The sequence below is a fragment of the Aeromonas sp. QDB68 genome (genome assembly GCF_027707405.1).
GTDB classification, from domain to species: Bacteria; Pseudomonadota; Gammaproteobacteria; order Enterobacterales; family Aeromonadaceae; genus Aeromonas; species Aeromonas caviae.
This window is the reverse complement of sequence record NZ_JAPCIQ010000079.1, coordinates 1-19361: the sequence shown is the minus strand read 5'-3', so window position 1 is coordinate 19361 and position 19361 is coordinate 1. Positions and strand designations below refer to the sequence as shown.

At 60.3% G+C, this 19361-nt stretch carries 21 protein-coding genes; 16 read left to right on the top strand and 5 right to left on the bottom strand.

Annotated features, from left to right (window positions below; translation table 11 throughout):
* Positions 1–197 precede the first annotated feature (197 nt).
* The gene (gene rsuA, locus PG892_RS17700; protein WP_043153817.1) at positions 198–890 is read left to right on the top strand and encodes a 16S rRNA pseudouridine(516) synthase RsuA; all 693 of its coding nucleotides are present in this window, start codon (positions 198–200) and stop codon (positions 888–890) included.
* 101 nt (positions 891–991) lie between these two features.
* Here rsuA and PG892_RS17695 read toward each other — a convergent pair whose 3' ends face one another.
* Positions 992–1894 carry a DMT family transporter gene (locus PG892_RS17695; protein ID WP_010675302.1) on the bottom strand — a complete coding sequence of 301 codons (903 nt, stop codon included), beginning with the start codon at positions 1892–1894 and terminating at the stop codon, positions 992–994.
* A gap of 289 nt (positions 1895–2183) precedes the next feature.
* Here PG892_RS17695 and PG892_RS17690 point away from each other — a divergent pair, with 289 nt between their 5' ends.
* Both PG892_RS17690 and yfcE read left to right on the top strand, forming a co-directional pair.
* Positions 2184–3821: a peptide ABC transporter substrate-binding protein gene (locus PG892_RS17690; RefSeq protein ID WP_052814883.1), complete on the top strand. Its 1638-nt coding sequence runs from the start codon at positions 2184–2186 to the stop codon at positions 3819–3821.
* A gap of 10 nt (positions 3822–3831) precedes the next feature.
* Positions 3832–4374 carry a phosphodiesterase gene (gene yfcE / locus PG892_RS17685; protein WP_161653626.1) on the top strand — a complete coding sequence of 181 codons (543 nt, stop codon included), beginning with the start codon at positions 3832–3834 and terminating at the stop codon, positions 4372–4374.
* A 43-nt stretch (positions 4375–4417) separates the two neighbouring features.
* Here yfcE and PG892_RS17680 read toward each other — a convergent pair whose 3' ends face one another.
* The 3 genes from PG892_RS17680 to flgA all read right to left on the bottom strand — a co-directional run bounded on the left by PG892_RS17680 (position 4418) and on the right by flgA (position 5851).
* A complete protein-coding gene (locus PG892_RS17680) occupies positions 4418–4834 on the bottom strand; it encodes a flagella synthesis protein FlgN (RefSeq protein WP_161653625.1) in 417 nt (138 codons plus the stop codon).
* Positions 4831–5151, bottom strand: a complete 321-nt coding sequence (flgM, locus tag PG892_RS17675) for a flagellar biosynthesis anti-sigma factor FlgM (protein WP_042864123.1) — start codon at positions 5149–5151, stop codon at positions 4831–4833. The genes PG892_RS17680 and flgM overlap by 4 nt, the downstream gene beginning before the upstream one ends.
* 94 nt (positions 5152–5245) lie before the next feature.
* Positions 5246–5851 (bottom strand): flagellar basal body P-ring formation chaperone FlgA, encoded by a 606-nt coding sequence (flgA, locus tag PG892_RS17670; RefSeq protein WP_029314756.1) that lies wholly within the window; start codon positions 5849–5851, stop codon positions 5246–5248.
* A gap of 237 nt (positions 5852–6088) precedes the next feature.
* Here flgA and PG892_RS17665 point away from each other — a divergent pair, with 237 nt between their 5' ends.
* The 13 genes from PG892_RS17665 (at position 6089) to flgL (ending at position 18808) form a co-directional block, all read left to right on the top strand.
* A complete protein-coding gene (locus PG892_RS17665; RefSeq protein ID WP_053288335.1) occupies positions 6089–7000 on the top strand; it encodes a chemotaxis protein CheV in 912 nt (303 codons plus the stop codon).
* 17 nt (positions 7001–7017) lie between these two features.
* A complete protein-coding gene (locus tag PG892_RS17660) occupies positions 7018–7842 on the top strand; it encodes a CheR family methyltransferase (RefSeq protein ID WP_052815061.1) in 825 nt (274 codons plus the stop codon).
* Positions 7843–7903: 61 nt separating this feature from the next.
* On the top strand, positions 7904–8305 hold the full coding sequence (gene flgB / locus PG892_RS17655) for a flagellar basal body rod protein FlgB (protein WP_053288337.1): 402 nt from the start codon (positions 7904–7906) through the stop codon (positions 8303–8305).
* Positions 8302–8721: a flagellar basal body rod protein FlgC gene (gene flgC / locus PG892_RS17650; protein ID WP_005329775.1), complete on the top strand. Its 420-nt coding sequence runs from the start codon at positions 8302–8304 to the stop codon at positions 8719–8721. The genes flgB and flgC overlap by 4 nt, the downstream gene beginning before the upstream one ends.
* 90 nt (positions 8722–8811) lie before the next feature.
* Complete coding sequence (locus PG892_RS17645) at positions 8812–9549, top strand: flagellar hook assembly protein FlgD (RefSeq protein WP_053288339.1); 738 nt, start codon at positions 8812–8814, stop codon at positions 9547–9549.
* Between the two features lie 10 nt (positions 9550–9559).
* A complete protein-coding gene (flgE, locus tag PG892_RS17640; protein ID WP_053288340.1) occupies positions 9560–10906 on the top strand; it encodes a flagellar hook protein FlgE in 1347 nt (448 codons plus the stop codon).
* A 146-nt stretch (positions 10907–11052) separates the two neighbouring features.
* Positions 11053–11799 carry a flagellar basal-body rod protein FlgF gene (flgF, locus tag PG892_RS17635; RefSeq protein ID WP_010675291.1) on the top strand — a complete coding sequence of 249 codons (747 nt, stop codon included), beginning with the start codon at positions 11053–11055 and terminating at the stop codon, positions 11797–11799.
* Between the two features lie 14 nt (positions 11800–11813).
* Entirely contained in the window at positions 11814–12602 is a 789-nt protein-coding gene (gene flgG / locus PG892_RS17630; RefSeq protein WP_010675290.1) for a flagellar basal-body rod protein FlgG, read from the top strand.
* A gap of 16 nt (positions 12603–12618) precedes the next feature.
* A complete protein-coding gene (gene flgH / locus PG892_RS17625; RefSeq protein ID WP_010675289.1) occupies positions 12619–13290 on the top strand; it encodes a flagellar basal body L-ring protein FlgH in 672 nt (223 codons plus the stop codon).
* 60 nt (positions 13291–13350) lie between these two features.
* On the top strand, positions 13351–14448 hold the full coding sequence (locus PG892_RS17620; RefSeq protein WP_010675288.1) for a flagellar basal body P-ring protein FlgI: 1098 nt from the start codon (positions 13351–13353) through the stop codon (positions 14446–14448).
* A gap of 46 nt (positions 14449–14494) precedes the next feature.
* Positions 14495–15595, top strand: a complete 1101-nt coding sequence (gene flgJ / locus PG892_RS17615) for a flagellar assembly peptidoglycan hydrolase FlgJ (RefSeq protein ID WP_053288341.1) — start codon at positions 14495–14497, stop codon at positions 15593–15595.
* Between the two features lie 3 nt (positions 15596–15598).
* A complete protein-coding gene (gene flgK / locus PG892_RS17610; protein ID WP_053288342.1) occupies positions 15599–17596 on the top strand; it encodes a flagellar hook-associated protein FlgK in 1998 nt (665 codons plus the stop codon).
* Between the two features lie 3 nt (positions 17597–17599).
* A complete protein-coding gene (gene flgL / locus PG892_RS17605; RefSeq protein ID WP_005329788.1) occupies positions 17600–18808 on the top strand; it encodes a flagellar hook-associated protein FlgL in 1209 nt (402 codons plus the stop codon).
* A gap of 240 nt (positions 18809–19048) precedes the next feature.
* Here the strand turns inward: flgL and tnpA are convergent.
* A partial coding sequence (gene tnpA / locus PG892_RS17600; protein WP_270825618.1) for an IS200/IS605 family transposase occupies positions 19049–19361 on the bottom strand: 313 nt, incomplete at its 5' end.

Genomic DNA, 19361 nt, shown 5'->3' with positions numbered 1-19361 from the left:
AATCAGGCCGCCCGATGAAGCAGGAACCCGGTACTGCGCGAGCAGCTATCACCCAGTAATGGGAATCCCCCTCCTGTTACGCGAAGCGCTAAGGTGGGGGAGGATGTCAACTTGAGTCCCTGTCGCTTAGTACTGGTGTTGTCGGGTCTGACCGATATAATGTCGCCCCCAATCATGATGGATTCAGAGGTTTTTGCATGCGGCTCGACAAATTTCTTTGCGATTGCTCCGATTTGACCCGTTCCCAGGCGGGCAAGCTGATCCGTCAGGGGGAAGTGCTGGTAGACGGCGTGCTGGTCAAGCAGCCCGCCTTTCACATCAATGAGCAACACCAGATCGAGTTTGACGGTGTGACCTTGACCCTGAACCTGCAGAATCGCTACTTCATGCTGCACAAGCCGGAAGGATATGTCTGCTCCAACGAGGACCCGGATCACGCCACCGTGTTCCACCTGCTCGACGAGCCGGCCATGGGCAAACTGCACGTGGTGGGGCGCCTCGATCTCGATACCACCGGGCTGGTGCTGATCACCGATGACGGCCAGTGGTCCCATCGCATCACGTCGCCCCGGCACGAGTGTGCGAAGACCTACCACGTCTGGCTGGCTGATCCCGTGAGTGAAGAGGCCATCTCGCTCTTTGCCGACGGTATCTACCTGCGCAACGAGAACGACAAGACCCGCCCTGCGGAGCTGGAAATCCTGGACGATCGGGAAGCACGCCTGACCATCCACGAGGGCAAGTATCACCAGGTGAAGCGGATGTTCGCCGCCATCGGCAACAAGGTGGTCGGACTGCATCGGGAACGCATCGGCGATCTGGCTCTGGACGATGAGCTGGCACCGGGGGAATACCGGGAGCTGACCGAAGAGGAAGTGGCTCTGTTCTAGGGGCGCGATCGCCTCTCTCCCTGTCCGGTACGAGGGAGCATCGGCGGCTCAGAGCCACCGATGGGCGTGTTGGTCCTTCCTTCTTGCAGGAGAGACGGGGCTCAGTTCCCCATTCCCAGCACCAGGGCCGTGCCCAGGGTGGCCAGCAGGGCTCCGGCCCAGGCGGGGAGCGAGGGACGCATCCCCGAGTGCCACCACAGCAAGGGCAGCAGAATGACCGGTGTGGTGGAAGACAAGATGGCCACCATGCCCACATCTCCCTGACGCAGGGCCACCAGGATCAGGGTCATTCCCAGCGTCATCGCCAGAAATCCGTTGATACCTATCATGCCGAGCACCTGCCGGTTGATGGGGTTGTGCGGCATGGCGAGCGGCAGGCGCAGAGCCCGCAAGACGCAGTGTGCCAAGAGGGCGCTGCCCATGCGCACGCCAGAAGCGCTCACTGCGTCCACGGTGCCGCTCATCATCACCGGCTTGGCGATGATCGCTCCGAGGCTCTGGCAGAGGGCTGCGGTAAGGCCAAGGGCTATGCCGACCACGAGGCGGCCGCGCACCTGCTCCCATTCGTTCTGCTGGTTGTCGCCACGACGACCAAACAGGATGGCGAGCATGACCCCGGCCAGGACCAGCAAGGCGCCTGGCAGGCGCCAACCATCGAGCCGCTCGCCAAAGAGCCAGAGCCCAAGCAGGGCGGAGAAGAGGGCGTGGCAGGAGAAGAGCAGACCGCTGCGCCTGGGGCCGAGTCGGTTCATGCAGGCAAAGAGGGCAGTATCGCCGACGAAGATGCCGATGAGGCCGGAGAGGGCCAGCAGGGGAAGGGCGCTCTCGGTGAGGGTCTGCCAGCCTCCCGTCACCAGACTTGCGCTGGCCAGCATCAGGCTGACCAGGAACATCCGCCAGCGGCTGTAGGCAAAGGCCCCCAGATGGCGAGCCGGTTTGACGGAGATGAGGGCGGCGATCGCCCATAAACTGGCGGCAGCCAGCGCCAACCATTCGTAACCCATAAAGACCCCTGAAACGGTAGACGACAACCGGACCTACAGGCGACATATCACCCCGGGCCGATTGCTTACGGGGCAGGGGAGCGTGCCTTCTTGCTGTCGCACGCACCCGCGGCCGCTATGTCGTCATAAAACCATGAAAAAAATTGCCCGGAAGACTCCCTCTATCGGGCAGGCCCGATACAATACGGGCCGTCTTCGGGGATAACAAGCGCGGCATCATGCATTCGTTTCCAGGCGCGCCGCCGGCCTTCTCCCTATTGCAGTCAAAAGAATTGAACGAGGTTAATGTATGTTTTACCGTTTCGCCGTCAGGCCAGCCCGTCGCTGGCTATCTCCCTTACTGCTTGGGTTGATGGCGGTGCCGCCGTCACTGGCTAGTAGCGTGGTTGAGCAGACTTACATTTCAGATAGACAAACCCTGGTCAAAGGCAATGGCGCCGAACCCGAGTCCCTCGATCCGGCCCTGATCCGCTCCGGCTTCCCAGGGGAGGTGGTGCTGGTGGACCTGTTCGAGGGGCTGGTGAGCGAGGATGGACAGGGCATGATAGTGCCCGCCCAGGCCCAGCGCTGGGAGACCAGCGAGGATGGACTGGTGTGGCGTTTCTTTCTGCGTCCCCAGCTCAAATGGTCCAACGGCGAGCCCCTCACAGCCCGGGATTTCGTCTACGCCTGGCGGCGGCTGCTGAATCCGGCGCAGGCTTCCCCCTCCGCTGGCCTGTTGCTGGCGACCGGCATCAACAATGCCCAGTCCATTTATGCCGGTGCGCTCGATCTCGATGCCCTGGGGGTGGAGGCAGAAAGCGACCAGATCCTGAAAGTGACCCTGGAGCGTCCCGTTCCCTATTTCCTGCAACTGGTCAGCCAGCGTCCCTTCGTGCCGGTCAACGAACGGGTCATCACCCAGTTTGGCAAGCAGTGGACCCAGCCAGGCAAGATGGTGAGCAATGGCCCTTACAAGCTGGCGAGCTGGGTGGTGAACGAGCGCATCGAAGCCGAGCGCAACCCCCAGTACTGGGATGACGCCCATACCCGGATCCAGCGGGTGACCTACCTGCCGCTCGCTTCCCAGCATGGGGAGCGGCTGCGTTACGAAGCGGGGGAGATCCAGCTCACCAACAAGGTGGCGCTGGAGTACTACCAGAAGACCATGCAGGAGGCACCGGAGCGGATCTGGGGTTTGCCGCTGCTTGGCACCTATCTTTATACCTTCAATCTCAATCTCCCTGAATTGCAGGATGTGCGGGTGCGCCAAGCGCTCTCCATGGCCATTGATCGCTACCTGCTGACCGAGAAGGTGAGCGGCCAGGGAGAACGTCCTGCCTGGTCATTGCTGCCCGCCATGCCAGGTTATGACGAACTGGATATCCCCCTCTCCCGGGAAGACCAGTCAACTCGGTTGGCCCGCGCAGCCGCGCTGTTGGCCCAGGCAGGCTACAACAGCGCCCATCCTCTCAGGTTGACACTGACCTACAACACGTCGGAGAACCACAAGAAGCTGGCTCTGGCGGTGGCGGCCATGTGGAAACCGCTGGGGGTAGAAGTCTCCCTCAACAACATGGAGTGGAATGCTTATCAGGTGGCCAAGAACAGTGGTGATTTCATGCTGGCTCGTTCATTTTTGTTTGGTGATTATGTCGAGCCGTCGTCCATGCTTGGCAGTTTCCGCTGCCAGGATCCCCAGAACGAGAGCGGCTACTGCAACCCCGTCTTCGATGGTCTGCTGCAGCAGGCCTCCGAGACCCTGGATGCCAACGTTCGGTCCGGGATCTATCATCAGGCCGAGCAACTGCTGATGGAGGAGGTGCCCGTCATCCCCGTCTATCACTACAACCAGATGAGACTGGTGGACCCGGCACTGCGCGGCTTGCCGAGCCGCAACCTCAAGGGCGCCATCGCCACCAAGGATCTCTATTTCAGCCAGCCATGAGGAGTGTGGAATGAAGATTGCTATTATCTCGGATCTGCACGGCAGTCTGACTGCCCTCGAGCAGGTGCTGGCGCAACTCGCTCCCTGGCAGCCTGATCACTATCTGCTGCTCGGGGATCTGCTCAATCACGGGCCGCGCAATCCGGTGCCGGCGGGGTATGATCCTGCTGCCGTGGCTGCAAGGCTCAACCAGCTGGCCCCCCGCATCATGGCGGTGCGTGGTAATTGCGATTCGGAGGTGGACCAGATGCTGCTCCACTTCCCCATCACGGCGCCCTACAACCAGCTACTGGTGGATGGGCGGCGTTGGTTTGTCAGCCACGGTCATCTCTATGAGTCCGGCAACGTGCCCCTGCCAGCAGGGAGCCTGTTCATCAGCGGTCATACCCATGTGCCTGTGCTGCGCCAGGAGGGAGAAATGATCCTGATGAACCCGGGGTCTATCTGTTTTCCAAGGGGCGAGTGGGTGGCCAGTTATGGGTGCTATGACGAGGGCTGCATGAGCATCCATGCCTGCAAGGATGGAGAAACCCTGATGCAGCTGGTGCTCTGATGAGGGGCTGACAAGGAGAGGAAACCAGAAGAGGGAGAGGAGATCAGGCCTTGATCCCGAAAGAGCGGGTGCCTGAGCGGGTATTGCCTTTGGCGTCATAGGTCAGGGAGCTGCTGTCTCTGAGCTTGCTGAGGAAGCTGGCGAGACGGCGATTGGAGACAATGCTGAGTTCGAGCAGACGTCCGTTGAGGTTGTTCTGCTCCTGACAGGCTTCCAGCTTGGCTTGAAGGGACTGCAATTGGGTCGGGAAGGCGCCCAGCTGTTGCTGCAGGTCGGGTAGCTCTGCCAGAGTCTTGTCCAGCATCTCGATGGCCACCAGCAGTTGTTGCTTGCGATCGGCGAGTGCCGGCAACGCAAGGGCCCGGTGAGCCTTGAGAAGGTCGAACTCCTCTGCCAGCAAGCCTTGCATCTGGGAGAGGTTGTCGTCCTGAGCGCGCAGCAGCGAAGGGAGGTCCATCATCCCAACCGTTTATCCAGATCGGCTTCGAAGCTGAACATCTTTCTGGCCACGGCTTCGCTGTTGACCTTGTACTCCCCACTGGCCACGGCCTTCTTCAGGCTCTCGACGCGGCTCTCGTTACCGGTGGAGGCGGTGTTGAGGGTCTTCTGCATCTGTTGCAATTGCTGCGCCTCACTGGTCAAGGAGACAGAGTCGCTCTTGACGGTCGTCGCACGGCTGCTCTCGCTGGAGGTCGCCGACTTGGTGGCTACACCTTGGCTGTTGCCGCTGTTTTGCAGGCGGTTGTTAGCCAAGTTGTTGATATTGTTGATAGCCATAAGGTTTACCTTCGTCTGCTTTGCTGTTCGCTTACCTGTGTATCGGTGACGGCGGTCAGAACTTTAGAAAAAAATTGCGCAGTGCATTCCTGTGTCAGAATGTCACGACCACGGAGCCCACTGCACTGACCTGGCCTTGCACCGTTCTGCCCGAGCGCGTGTTGACAAGCCGGATCATGTCTCCGAAGCTGCCATCTTGCAAGGCGCGGGCCATGGTTTTGATCTGCATGCTGCTGTTTTCAGCACTCAGGGTGACCTGGTCCCCCTTGCAGACCACGCATACCTGGGTCAGCCTGATTGGCTGGCCCGGTTTGAGCTCACGCTTGCTGCGTACCCCGATGAGGGCGGTCGGGTCGGTAAGGTAGTCGCCACGGATCAGGGTCTGGTCCTGGTATGCCAGGGTCAGCATGGGTTCACTCAGAATGTCTCCCTTGGCAACCGGGACGGCGACGGTGACATAGGGTTTCTGGATGCTGACCCGGACCGGTAGATAGAGATCCCAGGATTTATCTCCCTCGCACTTGAGGTAGACGGTGGTGTTACGACGGATCTCCATCCGGGCGGGGAGGGAAATGGTGAGGGCATCTTCGCAGCGCGTGAGGGGGAGGCGCTCGTCAATGGTGCCGGCCTTGACGTCGGCCTGTGCATCGAGGGGAATATCGAGCTGGTCGAGCACGAACGCCTGTGCCTGTTCTTGCAGATAGTCGGTGACCTCGGACGCCATGGCGTGAGACAGACTGCAAAACGGCAGTAAGATAAGGAAAAGTCTACTAATCATTTTTGCTTACCGGTCGATAAGTTATTCACGTATACCACCGTAGTTAACTATGCTTGCTCCAGAATTATTCTGTTGTTGAAACAACGATGGTCTGATGCAAGCCAATGTGCATGCATAATGATATGCACGATCAGTGCCAAGCATTTTTAGGGAGTGTTTATGGCGAGTGTTCTGGACTCGGTTAACCAGCGAACCCAATTAGTGGGACAAAATAGGCTGGAGCTGCTGCTGTTTCGTCTCAATGGACGTCAAAGATTTGGCATCAACGTATTCAAGGTACGCGAGGTGCTGCAGTGTCCCCCTCTGACCGTCATGCCCAAGCTCAACTCCTGCATTCGCGGCGTGGCACATATCCGTGGCCAGACCATCTCGGTGATCGATCTCAGCATGGCGATGGGCAAGCGCCCCATCCAGGATCTCTCCAAGTGCTTCATCATCATCTCCGAGTACAACCGCTCCATTCAGGGGTTCCTGGTCCACTCGGTCGAGCGCATCATCAACATGAACTGGGAGTCCATTCTGCCGCCACCCAAAGGGGCTGGTCGCATCAACTACATGACGGCAGTGACCGAGGTAGATGGCGAGCTGGTGGAGATCTTGGACGTGGAGCGCATTCTCAACGAGATTTCGCCGGTCTCCACTGAGGTGTCCACCGAGTTGGTGGAAGCAAGCGTGGAGCGCAATCCTCACGGGCGTCCCGTGCTGGTTGCGGACGACTCTTCGGTTGCGCGCAAGCAGGTACAACGTGCACTGGAGGCTATCGGGGTGCAGTGCGTGCTGGCCAAGGATGGACGGGAAGCGCTCAACATGTTGTTGGAGATGTCCAAAAATGGCCCCATACATGATCAGATTGCATTGGTTATTTCAGATATTGAAATGCCGGAGATGGATGGTTATACCTTCACCGCCGAGATCCGCAACAATCCCAACCTCAAGGATTTGCATGTTATCCTGCACACTTCCCTCAGTGGGGTGTTCAATCAGGCCATGGTGCAGAAAGTCGGAGCGAACAATTTCATTGCCAAATTCCAGCCGGATGAATTGGCCAAGGCCGTACAAGGCGCTCTCTAATCAAGAAGAACAACTGCATGAAGACACTTTCGGACGACTTATACAGGCAATTCAGCAATTTTCTGGCACAACAGAGCGGCATAGTACTGGGTGACAACAAACAGTATCTGGTTAAAAGCCGCCTGTCGCCCTTGATGACTCAGTTTGGTATCGAGAGTCTGTCTGATCTGGTCACCCGGGCGATGAGCGTGCGCGAGCGGGAACTCAAGATGGCAGTGATCGATGCCATGACCACCAACGAGACCCTGTGGTTTCGCGATACCTATCCGTTCCAGTTATTGAGTGACAAGATTTTCCCGGAGCTTGGTAAGAGCGGTCGTACCATCAAGATATGGTCTGCCGCCTCTTCGTCCGGACAGGAGCCCTACTCCATCGCCATGACGGCGCTGGAGCAGCAAGTTAAACGGCCGGGTAGCATGCCGGGCGGGGTGCAAATAGTAGGGACCGATATATCCAGCACCATGCTGAACCAGTGTAAGGAAGGGATCTACGATAGCCTTGCACTGGCTCGCGGGCTTTCCCCCGAGCGCAAGCGACTCTTTTTCGAACCCTATGGCGACAACAAGATGCGGGTGGTGGAACGTGTCAGAAAATTGACCAGCTTCCGCCCTCTCAACCTGCTGGAGAGCTACAGCCTGCTCGGCAAGTTTGACATCATCTTCTGTCGCAACGTGCTCATCTACTTTGCGCCCGAAGTGAAATCCAAGATCCTCAACCAGTTCGCCAGCAGCCTCAATCCTGGCGGCTACCTGATGCTGGGGGCCTCCGAGTCTCTGGCTGGCCTCACCGATAAGTTCGAGATGATCCGCTGCAACCCCGGCATCGTCTACAAGGTCAAATAACCCCGCTCAATACCCTCTTGGCACACCTCTTGCTAAATATCCATGAAGCAGGAGGTGTGCTATGGCAATTTCATTCGACAAGGCATTTGGTGTTCATCAGTACACGCTGAGCGTGCGCGCCAAGCGTGCCGAGGTGTTGTCCAGCAACATCGCCAATGCGGATACGCCGGGTTTCAAGGCCCGTGACATCAACTTCTCACAAGCGTTGCAGGATGCCCAGGGCCAGCAAGGGTTCGGGCTCAGCACTACCAGCGAGAAGCACTTCGCCTTGCAGATGGATTCCCCGGGCACGACCCAGTACCGCAATCCCCTGCAACCGGATACCGGTGACGGCAACACGGTGGACGTACAGCAGGAGCGCAGCGAGTTCCTGCGCAACAGCCTTGAATACCAGGCCTCTCTTGAATTCATGAACAGCAAGATAAGCGGCCTGCTCAAGGCACTGAAAGGAGAGCAAGGATGAGTTTGTTCAAGGTCTTTGACATTGCAGGCTCAGCCATGAGCGCGCAGTCCGTTCGCCTCAACACGGTGGCGAGCAACATGGCCAACGCTGACAGCGTCAGCTCCAGCGTGGAAAAAACTTACCACGCCAGGCGGCCAGTCTTTGCCGCCCAGTTGGATCAGGCCATGTCCGACAAGCAGGCCTCGGTCGGGGTGGATGTGAAGGGCATCGTCGAGAGTGATGCGCCCCTGCTCAAGGAGTACAACCCGAATCACCCCATGGCGGACAAGGATGGCTTCATCTTCAAGCCCAACGTCAACATGGTGGAAGAGATGGCGGACATGATAGCGGCGTCGCGCAGCTACCAGACCAACGTCCAGGTGGCCGATGCGGCCAAGAAAATGTTGCAGCAGACCCTGGGTCTGGGCAAGTCCTGACAGAGGTGAACCCGGATGAGAGTGACCCGTGATCGCCTGCCAGGCGGCAACAATCGGCCCAGTGGGCACGCCCTAGAGGGGGGAGCATAAGTGGCAGATACCTATGACAGCCTGCTGGGCGTCAACCGGACGACGTCGGCCCAGACCAGTACGGTCAACACCAGTACCCAGAAAAAGGAGCTGGATCAGGAGTCCTTCCTGAAACTGCTGACCATGCAGCTCTCCTATCAGGATCCGTTCAAACCGGTGGACAACGCCCAGATGCTTTCCCAGATGACCTCGATGTCGACGTCTCAGGGGATCAGCAGCCTCTCCACCCAGATGGAGAGCCTCAACAGCCTGATGACCTCCAGCCAGGCGCTGCAGGCCTCCGCGCTGGTGGGGCAGAACGTGCTGATCCCGTCCAACACGGGTTACGTGGAGAAGGGGGGCACCCTCACGGGGGTCATCGCCACCGGCGATGGCGGCAGCAACATTAAGGTGACGGTGAAGGACGAGAGCGGCCAGGTCATCAGGGAGTTCGCCATTGAAGGGAGCCACAAGGGGAACGTGGCCTTCGAATGGGATGGCAAGGACAAGTCCGGCAACGAGGCCAAGAGCGGCAAGTATTCGATAGAGGCGCATGCCACCGTCGACGGCACGTCGGAGAGTGTCCCCGCCCTGACTTACGCCAAGGTGGAGAGCGTCACCCTGGGAACGAGCACCAACCCCAGCACCCTCAAACTCAAGGGACTGGGCGGCATCTACCTGACCGATGTATTGGAAATTGGCGCGACGACCGGCAAGACCACCACCCAGTCGGCTTCGTCCTCTAACGCAGTGATCTAAGGAGAAAGACATGTCATTCAACAATGCCCTCAGCGGCATCAATGCGGCTCAAAAAGACCTGAACGTCACCGCGAACAACATTGCCAACGTCAATACCACCGGCTTCAAGGAGTCCCGTGCCGAGTTTGCCGACGTCTACGCCAACTCCATCTTCGTCAACGCCAAGACCCAGGTCGGCAACGGTGTGGCGACTGGCGCTGTGGCTCAGCAGTTCCACCAGGGCGCGCTGCAATTCACCAACAACGCGCTTGATCTTGCCATCCAGGGCAACGGCTTCTTCGTGACCTCGGACGGCCTGACCAACCTGGATCGCACCTACACCCGTGCGGGCGCCTTCAAGCTCAATGAAAACAGCTATATGGTGAGCAACTCCGGCGGTTATCTGCAGGGGTACGAGATCAACTCTGATGGCACCCCCAAGGCGGTGAGCATCAATGCCACCAAGCCCATCCAGATCCCGGACAAGGCCGGTGAGCCGGTGCAGACCACGACGGTCGAGGCTGGCTTCAACCTGCCTTCCAGCACGAAAACGCTGATGGATGTCAATGCGTCCAAATTCGATCCCACGGACTCGACCACCTACTCCTCCTCCACCTCCGTGGTGGTCTATGACTCCCTGGGCGAACCACACACCATCACCCAGTACTTCACCAAGGAAGCGGATCCGGCCGATCCTACCCAAGCGGCGGTGCCAACTGCCTGGCGCATGTACCTCTATGAAGGGGACAAGCCCATCGACATCGTAGGCGGTGCGGCTACCACCATGGCGACCGGCCTGAGCCAGGCTCCCCTGAGCGCCCGGGTGACCTTCGATGCCTCCGGCAAAATGGTCACACCCACCACCCCGGCGGTCATCAAGACGGAACCCTTGGGGACGACAGGGGCTGGTATCATCACCAATGGCGCCGATGGCACCCAGGAGATTGAGTTCAAGCTTGGTACCGTGACCCAGTACGCCTCCCCCTTTGAAGTGAGCAAGCTGACCCAGGACGGCTCAACCGTCGGTCGCCTGACCAAGGTGGAGATCGGGGCGGATGGCATTGTCTCCGCCACTTACAGCAACGCCACCACCGTCAAGGTGGCCATGGTGGCCATGGCGAAGTTTGCCAATGCCCAGGGTCTCACCCAGGTCGGCGACACCTCCTGGCGCCAGTCCTTGCTCTCTGGCGATGCCTTGCCCGGCACCCCGAACTCCGGCACGTTTGGCTCCATCAAGTCGTCGGCGCTGGAGCAGTCCAACGTGGATCTCACCACCGAGCTGGTCGACCTCATTACTGCCCAGCGCAACTTCCAGGCGAACTCCCGTTCCCTGGAAGTGAACAGCTCCCTGCAGCAGAACATACTGCAGATCCGCTAAGACGACGGGTAGTTGGCAGGGGCGCTTCGGCGCCCCTTGTCATTTCCTTCCCGCCTCATCTCCTCCTTTCATTCCGTCTTCGTCATCTCTCTTGGCACTCAACTTGCAGTTGAGCTGTGAGAGTCATCTGTTTGACGGAGGATCCCATGGATCACCTGCTTTACATCGCCATGTCCGGGGCCAAGGAGAACATGAACAGCCTGGCTGTTCGTGGCAACAACCTTGCCAACGCCAACACCATTGGCTTCAAGTCTGACTTCGAGCAGGCGCGCAGCATGCAGGCGTTTGGCGAAGGGCTGCCCACGCGGGTGTTCGCCATGACCGAGCGGCCGGGTCAGAACCTGCAGCACGGCATGCTGATGACCACAGGTCGGGATCTTGACGTTGCCGTCGATGGGCCGGGCTGGATTGCAGTGCAGGATCCCAACGGTGCGGAAGCCTATACCCGCATGGGCAACCTGCAGCTCAATGCCACCGGCAATCTGCAGACTTCCACCGGTCTGAATGTGGTGGATGATGCCGGTCAGCCCATCGTGCTGCCCCTGCCCATGGAGAAGATCGAGATCAATCGTGACGGTACCATCAGCGGCCGTCCCGAGGGGGCAGCCGCCAACCTGCCGGAAGATTTCCAGCGTATCAAGCTGGTCAACCCGGCGGCAGATGCGGTGGAGAAAGGTCAGGACGGCCTGTTTCGCCGCAAGGATGGCCAGAATGAGGCCGCGTCTGCGGATGTGGGCCTGATCGCCGGCTCCCTTGAGGGGAGCAACGTCAACGTGGTCGACGAGATGACCAACCTTATTCGCTTGCAACGTCAGTTTGAAACTCAGGTCAAGATCATGAAGACCGCCGAGGAGAACGACGAGGCACAAACCCAGCTGCTGCGTATCAGCTAATCAAGGAGCACCCCATGAATCCTGCACTCTGGATCAGCAAGACCGGCCTCGATGCCCAGCAGACCAACATCTCGGTCACCTCGAACAACCTGGCGAACGCCAGCACAGTGGGCTACAAGAAGGCGCGGGCCATCTTCGAGGATCTGCTTTATCAGAACATCAACCAGCCTGGCGGTCGCTCCTCGGCGGACACCGAGCTCCCTTCCGGCCTGATGCTGGGGGCGGGGGCCAAGGTGGTCGCCACCCAGAAAAACCACAGTCAGGGCAACGTCCAGACCACGGACAACTCCCTTGATCTGATGATCAGCGGTCGCGGCTACTTCGAAATCCAGCTGCCCGATGGCAGCGCCGCCTATACCCGCAACGGCCAGTTCACCCTGAACGACGAGGGGACCATCGTCACCCCGGGCAACGGTTACCCGTTGCAACCGGAGATCCAGATCCCCGAGAACGCCCAGAGCGTCACCGTGGGGGAGGATGGCCAGGTCTCCGTCCAGCTCAAGGGGGATGGCCAGTCCCAGGTGGTGGGCCAGATCAACACCACGGACTTCGTCAACCCCACCGGCCTGCAGCCCATGGGGGAGAACCTCTTCCTCGAGACCCAGTCCAGCGGCGCCCCCATTCAGGGGACTGCCGGCGCGGACGGGCTGGGGGTGATCAAGCAGGGGATGCTGGAGACCTCCAACGTCAACGTGACCGAGGAGCTGGTGAATCTCATCCAAGCTCAGCGGGTCTACGAGATGAACTCCAAGGTCATCTCCGCCGTCGACTCCATGATGTCCTTCCTGACCCAGCGGACCTGATGAAAGGAGTGCCATGATGAAAGCCATATGGATGCTGGGACTGCTGACCCTGGCGGGTTGCACCAGTACCCCCAATACCGCCAAACCGGATGACCCGGATTTCGCCCCCGTCTACGGGGAGTCGGAGCCGGTGTCGGTGCGCCCGACCGGCGCCATCTTCCAGCCCGAGCAGGTCAACGGCATCTACTCGGACATCAAGGCGCACCGGGTGGGTGACATCATCACCATCCAGTTGGCGGAGTCGACCTCGGCGTCGAAAAAGGCCAACACCCAGAGCGGCAAGGACAACAAGCTGGCGCTCGACCCCGTCACCCTGGGTGGCGTGCCGGTCACGGCGGGGCCCTACGATCTGTCGGCCTCCATCGGCCAGAACAGTGCCTTCAAGGGGCAGGCCAAGGCGGATCAGAGCAACAGCCTGCAGGGCAACATTTCGGTCAGCGTGGTCAAGGTACTGCCAAACGGCAACCTGCTGGTGCGCGGCGAGAAGTGGATCATGCTCAACAATGGCAACGAATACATCCGTATCACCGGTCTGGTGCGCCCGGAGGACGTGAGCTCGGAAAACAGCGTCTCCTCCCAGCGGGTGGCCAATGCGCGTATCTATTACGGCGGTACCGGGGATCTGGCGAACACCCAGGAACAGGGCTGGCTTACCAGCTTCTTCAACGGCCCCTGGTGGCCCATTTAAGACTCAAGAGTCCGGGGTGTTCACGGGCCCTGGAACAGGAAGGTTTTGTTAGGAGATGTCATGAACCGATTCCGTCTGCTTGCCCTGCTGTGCTGCCTGCTGCCCTTCGGGCTGGCGCACGCATCCCGCATCAAGGACCTCGCCTCGGTGGAAGGAGTGCGCAGCAACCAGCTTATCGGTTACGGTCTGGTGGTGGGCCTGCCCGGCACGGGGGAGAAGAACAACGCCTTCACCGAGCAGACCTTCAGGACCATGCTCAACAACTTCGGCATCAAGGTGCCTGACAACATCAAGCCCAAGATCAAGGACGTGGCGCCGGTGGCCATCCACGCGGATCTGCCCCCCTTCTCCAAGCCGGGTCAGACCATAGACGTCACCGTCTCCGCCATCGGCGAGGCGAAGAGCCTGCGTGGCGGCACCCTGCTCCAGACCTTCCTGAAAGGACTGGATGGCCGCGTCTATGCGGTGGCCCAGGGCAGCCTGGTGGTCGGTGGCCTCGGGGCCGAAGGGGCGGACGGCTCCAAGGTGGTGGTGAACACGCCCACAGTGGGGCGTATCGCCAACGGGGCGACCGTGGAGCGGGAGGTTCCCAACTCCTTCAGCCAGGGCGACACCATCACCTTCAACCTGAACCGGCCGGACTTCACCACCGCCCGCCGTCTGGCGGACGTGGTCAACGATCTGGTGGGTCCGAACACCGCCCAGGCGATGGACGCCACCTCCATCAAGGTATTCGCGCCGCGGGATCCGGCCCAGCGGGTCTCCTACCTCTCCACCATCGAGAACCTGGAAGTGGACCCGGCGAGCGAGTCCGCCAAGATCATCGTGAATTCGCGCACCGGGACCATCGTCATCGGCAGCGAGGTCAAGCTGCGCCCGGCGGCCATCAGCCACGGTGGGCTGACGGTCACCATCGCCGAGAACCAGCAGGTCTCCCAACCCAATCCGCTCGCTGGCGGGCAGACGGCGGTCACCAACAACTCCACCATCAACGTGCAGCAGGATCCCGGTCGGATGTTCAAGCTTGATACCGGCGCGACCCTGGACGACCTGGTGCGGGCGGTGAACCAGGTGGGGGTCGCCCCCGGGGATCTGATGGCGATCCTGGAGGCGCTGCAGCAGGCGGGCGCGATCCAGGGCCAACTGGTCATTCTGTAATTTCGTGAGCGGCAAGCGGTTGCCACGGGCGGCAAAGAGGTAGGTTATGGCAGAGTTCGACACCCAGAGCGGTATCAATATTGGCATGGTGCAGGATGTCCAGAACCTGGACAAACTGCGCCAGATGAGCCTGAGCAAGGAGGGGAAGCAAGGGGCCCTGATGGCGGCCGCCCGCCAGTTCGAATCCATCTTCACCCAGACCCTGTTCAAGGGGATGCGCCAGGCCAACTCGGTGCTCACCGAGGGCAACCCGATGAACAGCAGCTACACCCAGTTCTATGAAGGGATGCTGGACGAGCAGCGGGTTGCCGACATGTCGAGCAAGGGGGGGCTGGGCATTGCCGAGATGGTGGCCAGGCAGCTCTCTCCCGAGCAGACCTTCACCCATCAGGATGGCCGGGTACTCAAGCTGCCCCAGCGTACCGAGCGGGTCTACAAGCCCTATCAACCCCCCAGTGCCTCCAACGATCTGATTGCTGCCTCCAAAGTTGGCAAAGATTTTGCTGATAACGAAATGAAGGGTGAGCTGAATGGGGCCGAGCGTACGCTGACCATGCCAAGACGCCCCCACCGCACCGTGCCGCCCATGGGCAGCAGCCAGAGGCCTTCGGCCCTGGATGGCAGCGCCAAGGTGTTTGACAGCCCGGAAGAGTTCGTCGACAGGCTGATGCCGCTGGCCAAGAAGGCGGCGGACAAGCTGGGGTTGAGCCCGGCGGTGTTGGTGGCCCAGGCCGCCCTTGAGAGTGGCTGGGGAAAGCGGGTGATCAAGGATGCAGACGGAAACGTGACGCACAACCTGTTCGGCATCAAGGCGGATCCGCGTTGGGAAGGCCCCAAGGCGGTGGTGAGCACCCTGGAATACGAGCAAGGGGTGGCCTCGCGCCAGAAGGCGGCGTTTCGCTCCTACGAGTCGTTCGAAGAGAGCTTCAACGACTACGTGGATTTCCTGACCTCTGGGAGTCGCTACAAGGGGGCGCTGGCCAAGGTGGACAGCCCGGACCGTTACTTCGAGGCGTTGCAGCAGGCCGGTTATGCCACCGATCCCCAGTACGCCAGGAAACTTAAACAAGTGTTGCGCAGTGATGCCATCGCCGGCTATTCGACGCCCGGCAACATTGCAGACAGGAACACAGAGATGGAGCTGTAAGCTATGGCAAGCGATCTGCTTGGAATTGGGACCTCGGGTGTGTTGGCCCAGCAGCGGCTGCTGCAGACCACCAGCAACAACATAGTGAACGTCAATAGCCAGGGCTATGTACGTGAACGCACCCTGATCTACACCAATTCCGTCGGATTGGGGACGGGCGACATGGTGAGTGATCGCATCATCAACGCCTATGCCCAGGCCGAGGTTCGCCGTGATACGTCCGCTTATAACGCCGCCAACACCCGCTACGATCAACTGTTCCAGCTCGACAGCCTGCTCGGTGATGCCAGCAACAGTGTGGGGTCCACCATCACCTCCTACTTCAAGGCTTTCCACACCGCCAACGAGTCACCGTCCGAGATCGGAGGGCGCCAGACGACCCTGAGTGAACTGAGCGGTATGGTGGACAGATTCCACACCCTCTCCGCCCAGCTCGACAAGCAGTCCGATACCATCAACGCCACCATAGGGGACGAGACGGACAGGGTGAACAGCCTGCTGAACAGCATCAACGATCTGAACCAGTCCATCGTCCGCACCCAGGGCTCCCCTGAAGAGAACCTGATGCTGTTCGATCAGCGTGATGAGGCCATTCGCCAGCTCTCCGAGAAGATGGAGATCCGCACCGTGACCCAGCCCAACGGCAGCATGCTGGTCAACATGAGCACAGGGCACTCCCTGGTGCTCGATGGCGGCGTGGCCCAGTTCAAGGTGGTGCCGGGGGACCCGGATTCCCGTGAGCCTTCCCTGCAGCTGACCCTGGGCAAGAACCAGGCCAGCATCAACGACAAGGATATTGGCGGCGCCATCGGTGGCCTCTTCACCGCGCGTCGGGATCTGGAGCCCGCCAAGCGGGAGCTGGGGCAGATGGCCGTCGCCCTGGGGGATGCCATGAACCAGCAGAACCGGTTGGGGATGGATCTCGACAACGAGCTTGGGGGGGATCTCTTCACCCTCAAAGGAAGCCAGGGGTTGCCCTACGCCAGCAACCAGGGCAACGGGGCGGCCAGCGTCAACTTCGTTCCCGGCAAGGGGAGCGAGGTCACCACCTTCGACTACGAGGTGCGGTTCAACAGCGCCACCGGTTACGAGGTGTTCGCCATCGACGGCAGCGGGCAGCGTACCTCGCTCGCCACGGGGACCACGCCGCCAGCCACCTTCGAAGTGACGGGCCACGGCATCGAAATCGATCTCTCCGGCACACCGGCTGCAGGTGACAAGATCTTGTTGCAACCCACCCGGAATGCGGCTGCCAACCTGGAGCAGGCGATCACCCGCCCTGAAGATATCGCGCTGGCTTCCCCCCTGAAGGCGGACAAGGGATCCCAGAACCTGGGCTCGGGCGAGATAGCGCTGGGCGGTGTCTACAACACCGGCACGGGCTCGGGTTTTGGCACCAACACTTTGGACCCGAGTGCCCCCCAGGTCATCAAGATCGACGGCAGCGGCAACTACGAGGTCTATGACAAGAACAACAACCTGCTGGGTGTCGCCCCCGCCTCCAGCAAGGGACAGAACCTGATGGCCGCCCTCGAGAGCCCCCTGGGGGGGCCCAAGGTCTACGCCGATCCGACCCAGAGCCCGGGCTATGAGTTCAGCATCACCGGCAAGGTGGAGGCCAGCGACAGCTTCACGCTCAGCTACAACAAGGACGGCTTTGCGGACAACGCCAACGGCCTGGCGCTGGCGGAGCTGCAGAACAAGGAGCTGGTGCGCAAGAACAACAACGCCGCCACCAGCAACGACAAGATGACCTTCAACGATGCCTACTCGGGTCTGGTGAGCGGCATTGGCAACAAGACCAGCCAGGCCAAGACCCTGCTGCAGGCCAACGAGGCGAAGCTGACCCAGAGTACCGCCATCTTCGAGAGTGTCTCCGGCGTCAATCTGGAGGAGGAGGCGGCCAACCTCATCCGCTTCCAGCAGTCCTATGCGGCCTCGGCCCAGATAGTGAACACCGCCAAGACCATCTTCGACACCCTGCTCTCCTCCGTGAGGTAAGTCATGCGCATCACCACCAACATGATCTATGACCGCAACCTTGCCTCCATGAGCAAGGTGAGCGAGCGCCAGAACACCGCCTACAACCAGTTGATGACGGGGGATAAATTCTCCCGCTCCGGGGAGGACCCGGCCGGCATGAGCCAGAAGATGGCGCTGACCAAGGAGATCGATCTCTTCAAGCAGTACGGCGTCAACGGCAGCCTGCTGGAGAACAGCCTGGGCCACGAGGAGACGGTGCTGACCTCCCTCAACAGCGCCATGCTCAGTGCCCAGACCCTGATCCAGAAGGCGAACAACTCCGCCATGGGCTCCGAGGAGCGCAGCGCCATCGCGAGCGAGCTGGAGGGTCTGCAAAAGCAGATGTTCGACCTGATGAACAGCAAGAACTCCCAGGGGGAGTACATCTTCGGCGGCAATCAGAGCAAGACCCAGCCCTTCGTCAAGGATGCCAGTGGCAACTATGTGTTCCAGGGGGACACGGGGCAGCGCAACATCCAGGTCTCACCCACGGTGCAGATCCCGGCCAACGACTCCGGTTTCGATCTGTTCGAGATAGTGGCGACCCGGCGCACTGCCAGCGCCGCCAGTGGCAACATCCAGGTGTCGGTGGCGGATCAGGGGAACTTCGAGAGCTTCTATCGCAACAACTATGACTCTTCCCTGCCGAGCAACCAATATGCGGTCAGCACCCTGGCCGGGCCGCCGGACACCTACGAGATCCGTGACAGCGGTGGCACCCTGCTGCAAAGCGGCGACTATGTGGCGGGCAACAAGATCCCCTTCAACGGCCTGGCGCTCACCCTCGACCTCCCTGCGGGGTCGGCGACCCAGAACTTCGTGCTGGATACCCCGAAAAACGACAACATCCTCAATGGCATGTCCGATTTCATCTCCGCCATGCGTGATCCGACCCTGTCCGAGAGCGATTTCCAGCTGGCGGTCTCCGATGCCACCACCCACATGAGCAACGCCAGAACCAAGATAGACCGGGGACTGGGGGAGCTGGGGGGAAGGATGAACAGCCTGGAGCAGGTGATGAGTTCCAACGATGGACTCAGCACCCTGAACCAGCAGGCGCGGGCCAAGGTGTCCGAGGCGGACATGTACGAGGTGATCGCGGCCCTCTCCAAGGAGGATGCAGCCATGAGCGCCTCCCAGCTAGCCTTCAGCAAGATAAGCAAGCTGACCCTATTCGACTATATCCGCTGACGTTCGTCCGTTGACCGCAGGCTCCCCCGTGCCACGCACGGGGGAGCCTCGTTTCATGAAGGGCCCGCCGTCCGGCCAATTTGTAACAACCCGTTGCCAGGGGCCTGTTTGCCTTGACTCGACCTGCGCCTGGGCAGATGATGCCGCCCGCACGGTAGCGCCGTGCAATCAATGTTCGCAGCATCTCGTTAGCAACTGCCCCGTAAACCCTCGCCCAATCGGGCGGGGATATAAGGGGAGCTAATCTGGTGTGTTCTGCGAGGCCACATACGCCTTGAGCGTTTCGATAGTGGCCCCGCCAGCACTGCAAGCAAAGTAAGAGCGCGACCACAGGAGCCCGCTATTACTTTGCTTTCGTAGGTGCGTATTCAATATGCGGATCTGGCGGCTACTGATCGACTTCAAATTATTGACCAACACACTGACGGCCAACTTCGGTGGATAGGCTACGAGCAGATGAACGTGATCGGCTTCGCCATCCATCTTAAATGCGAAAGGGGACTCCCTCCGACGTAGGTGGGAGGGGAATTTCGCCGGGGCGTCAGCCCCGCTG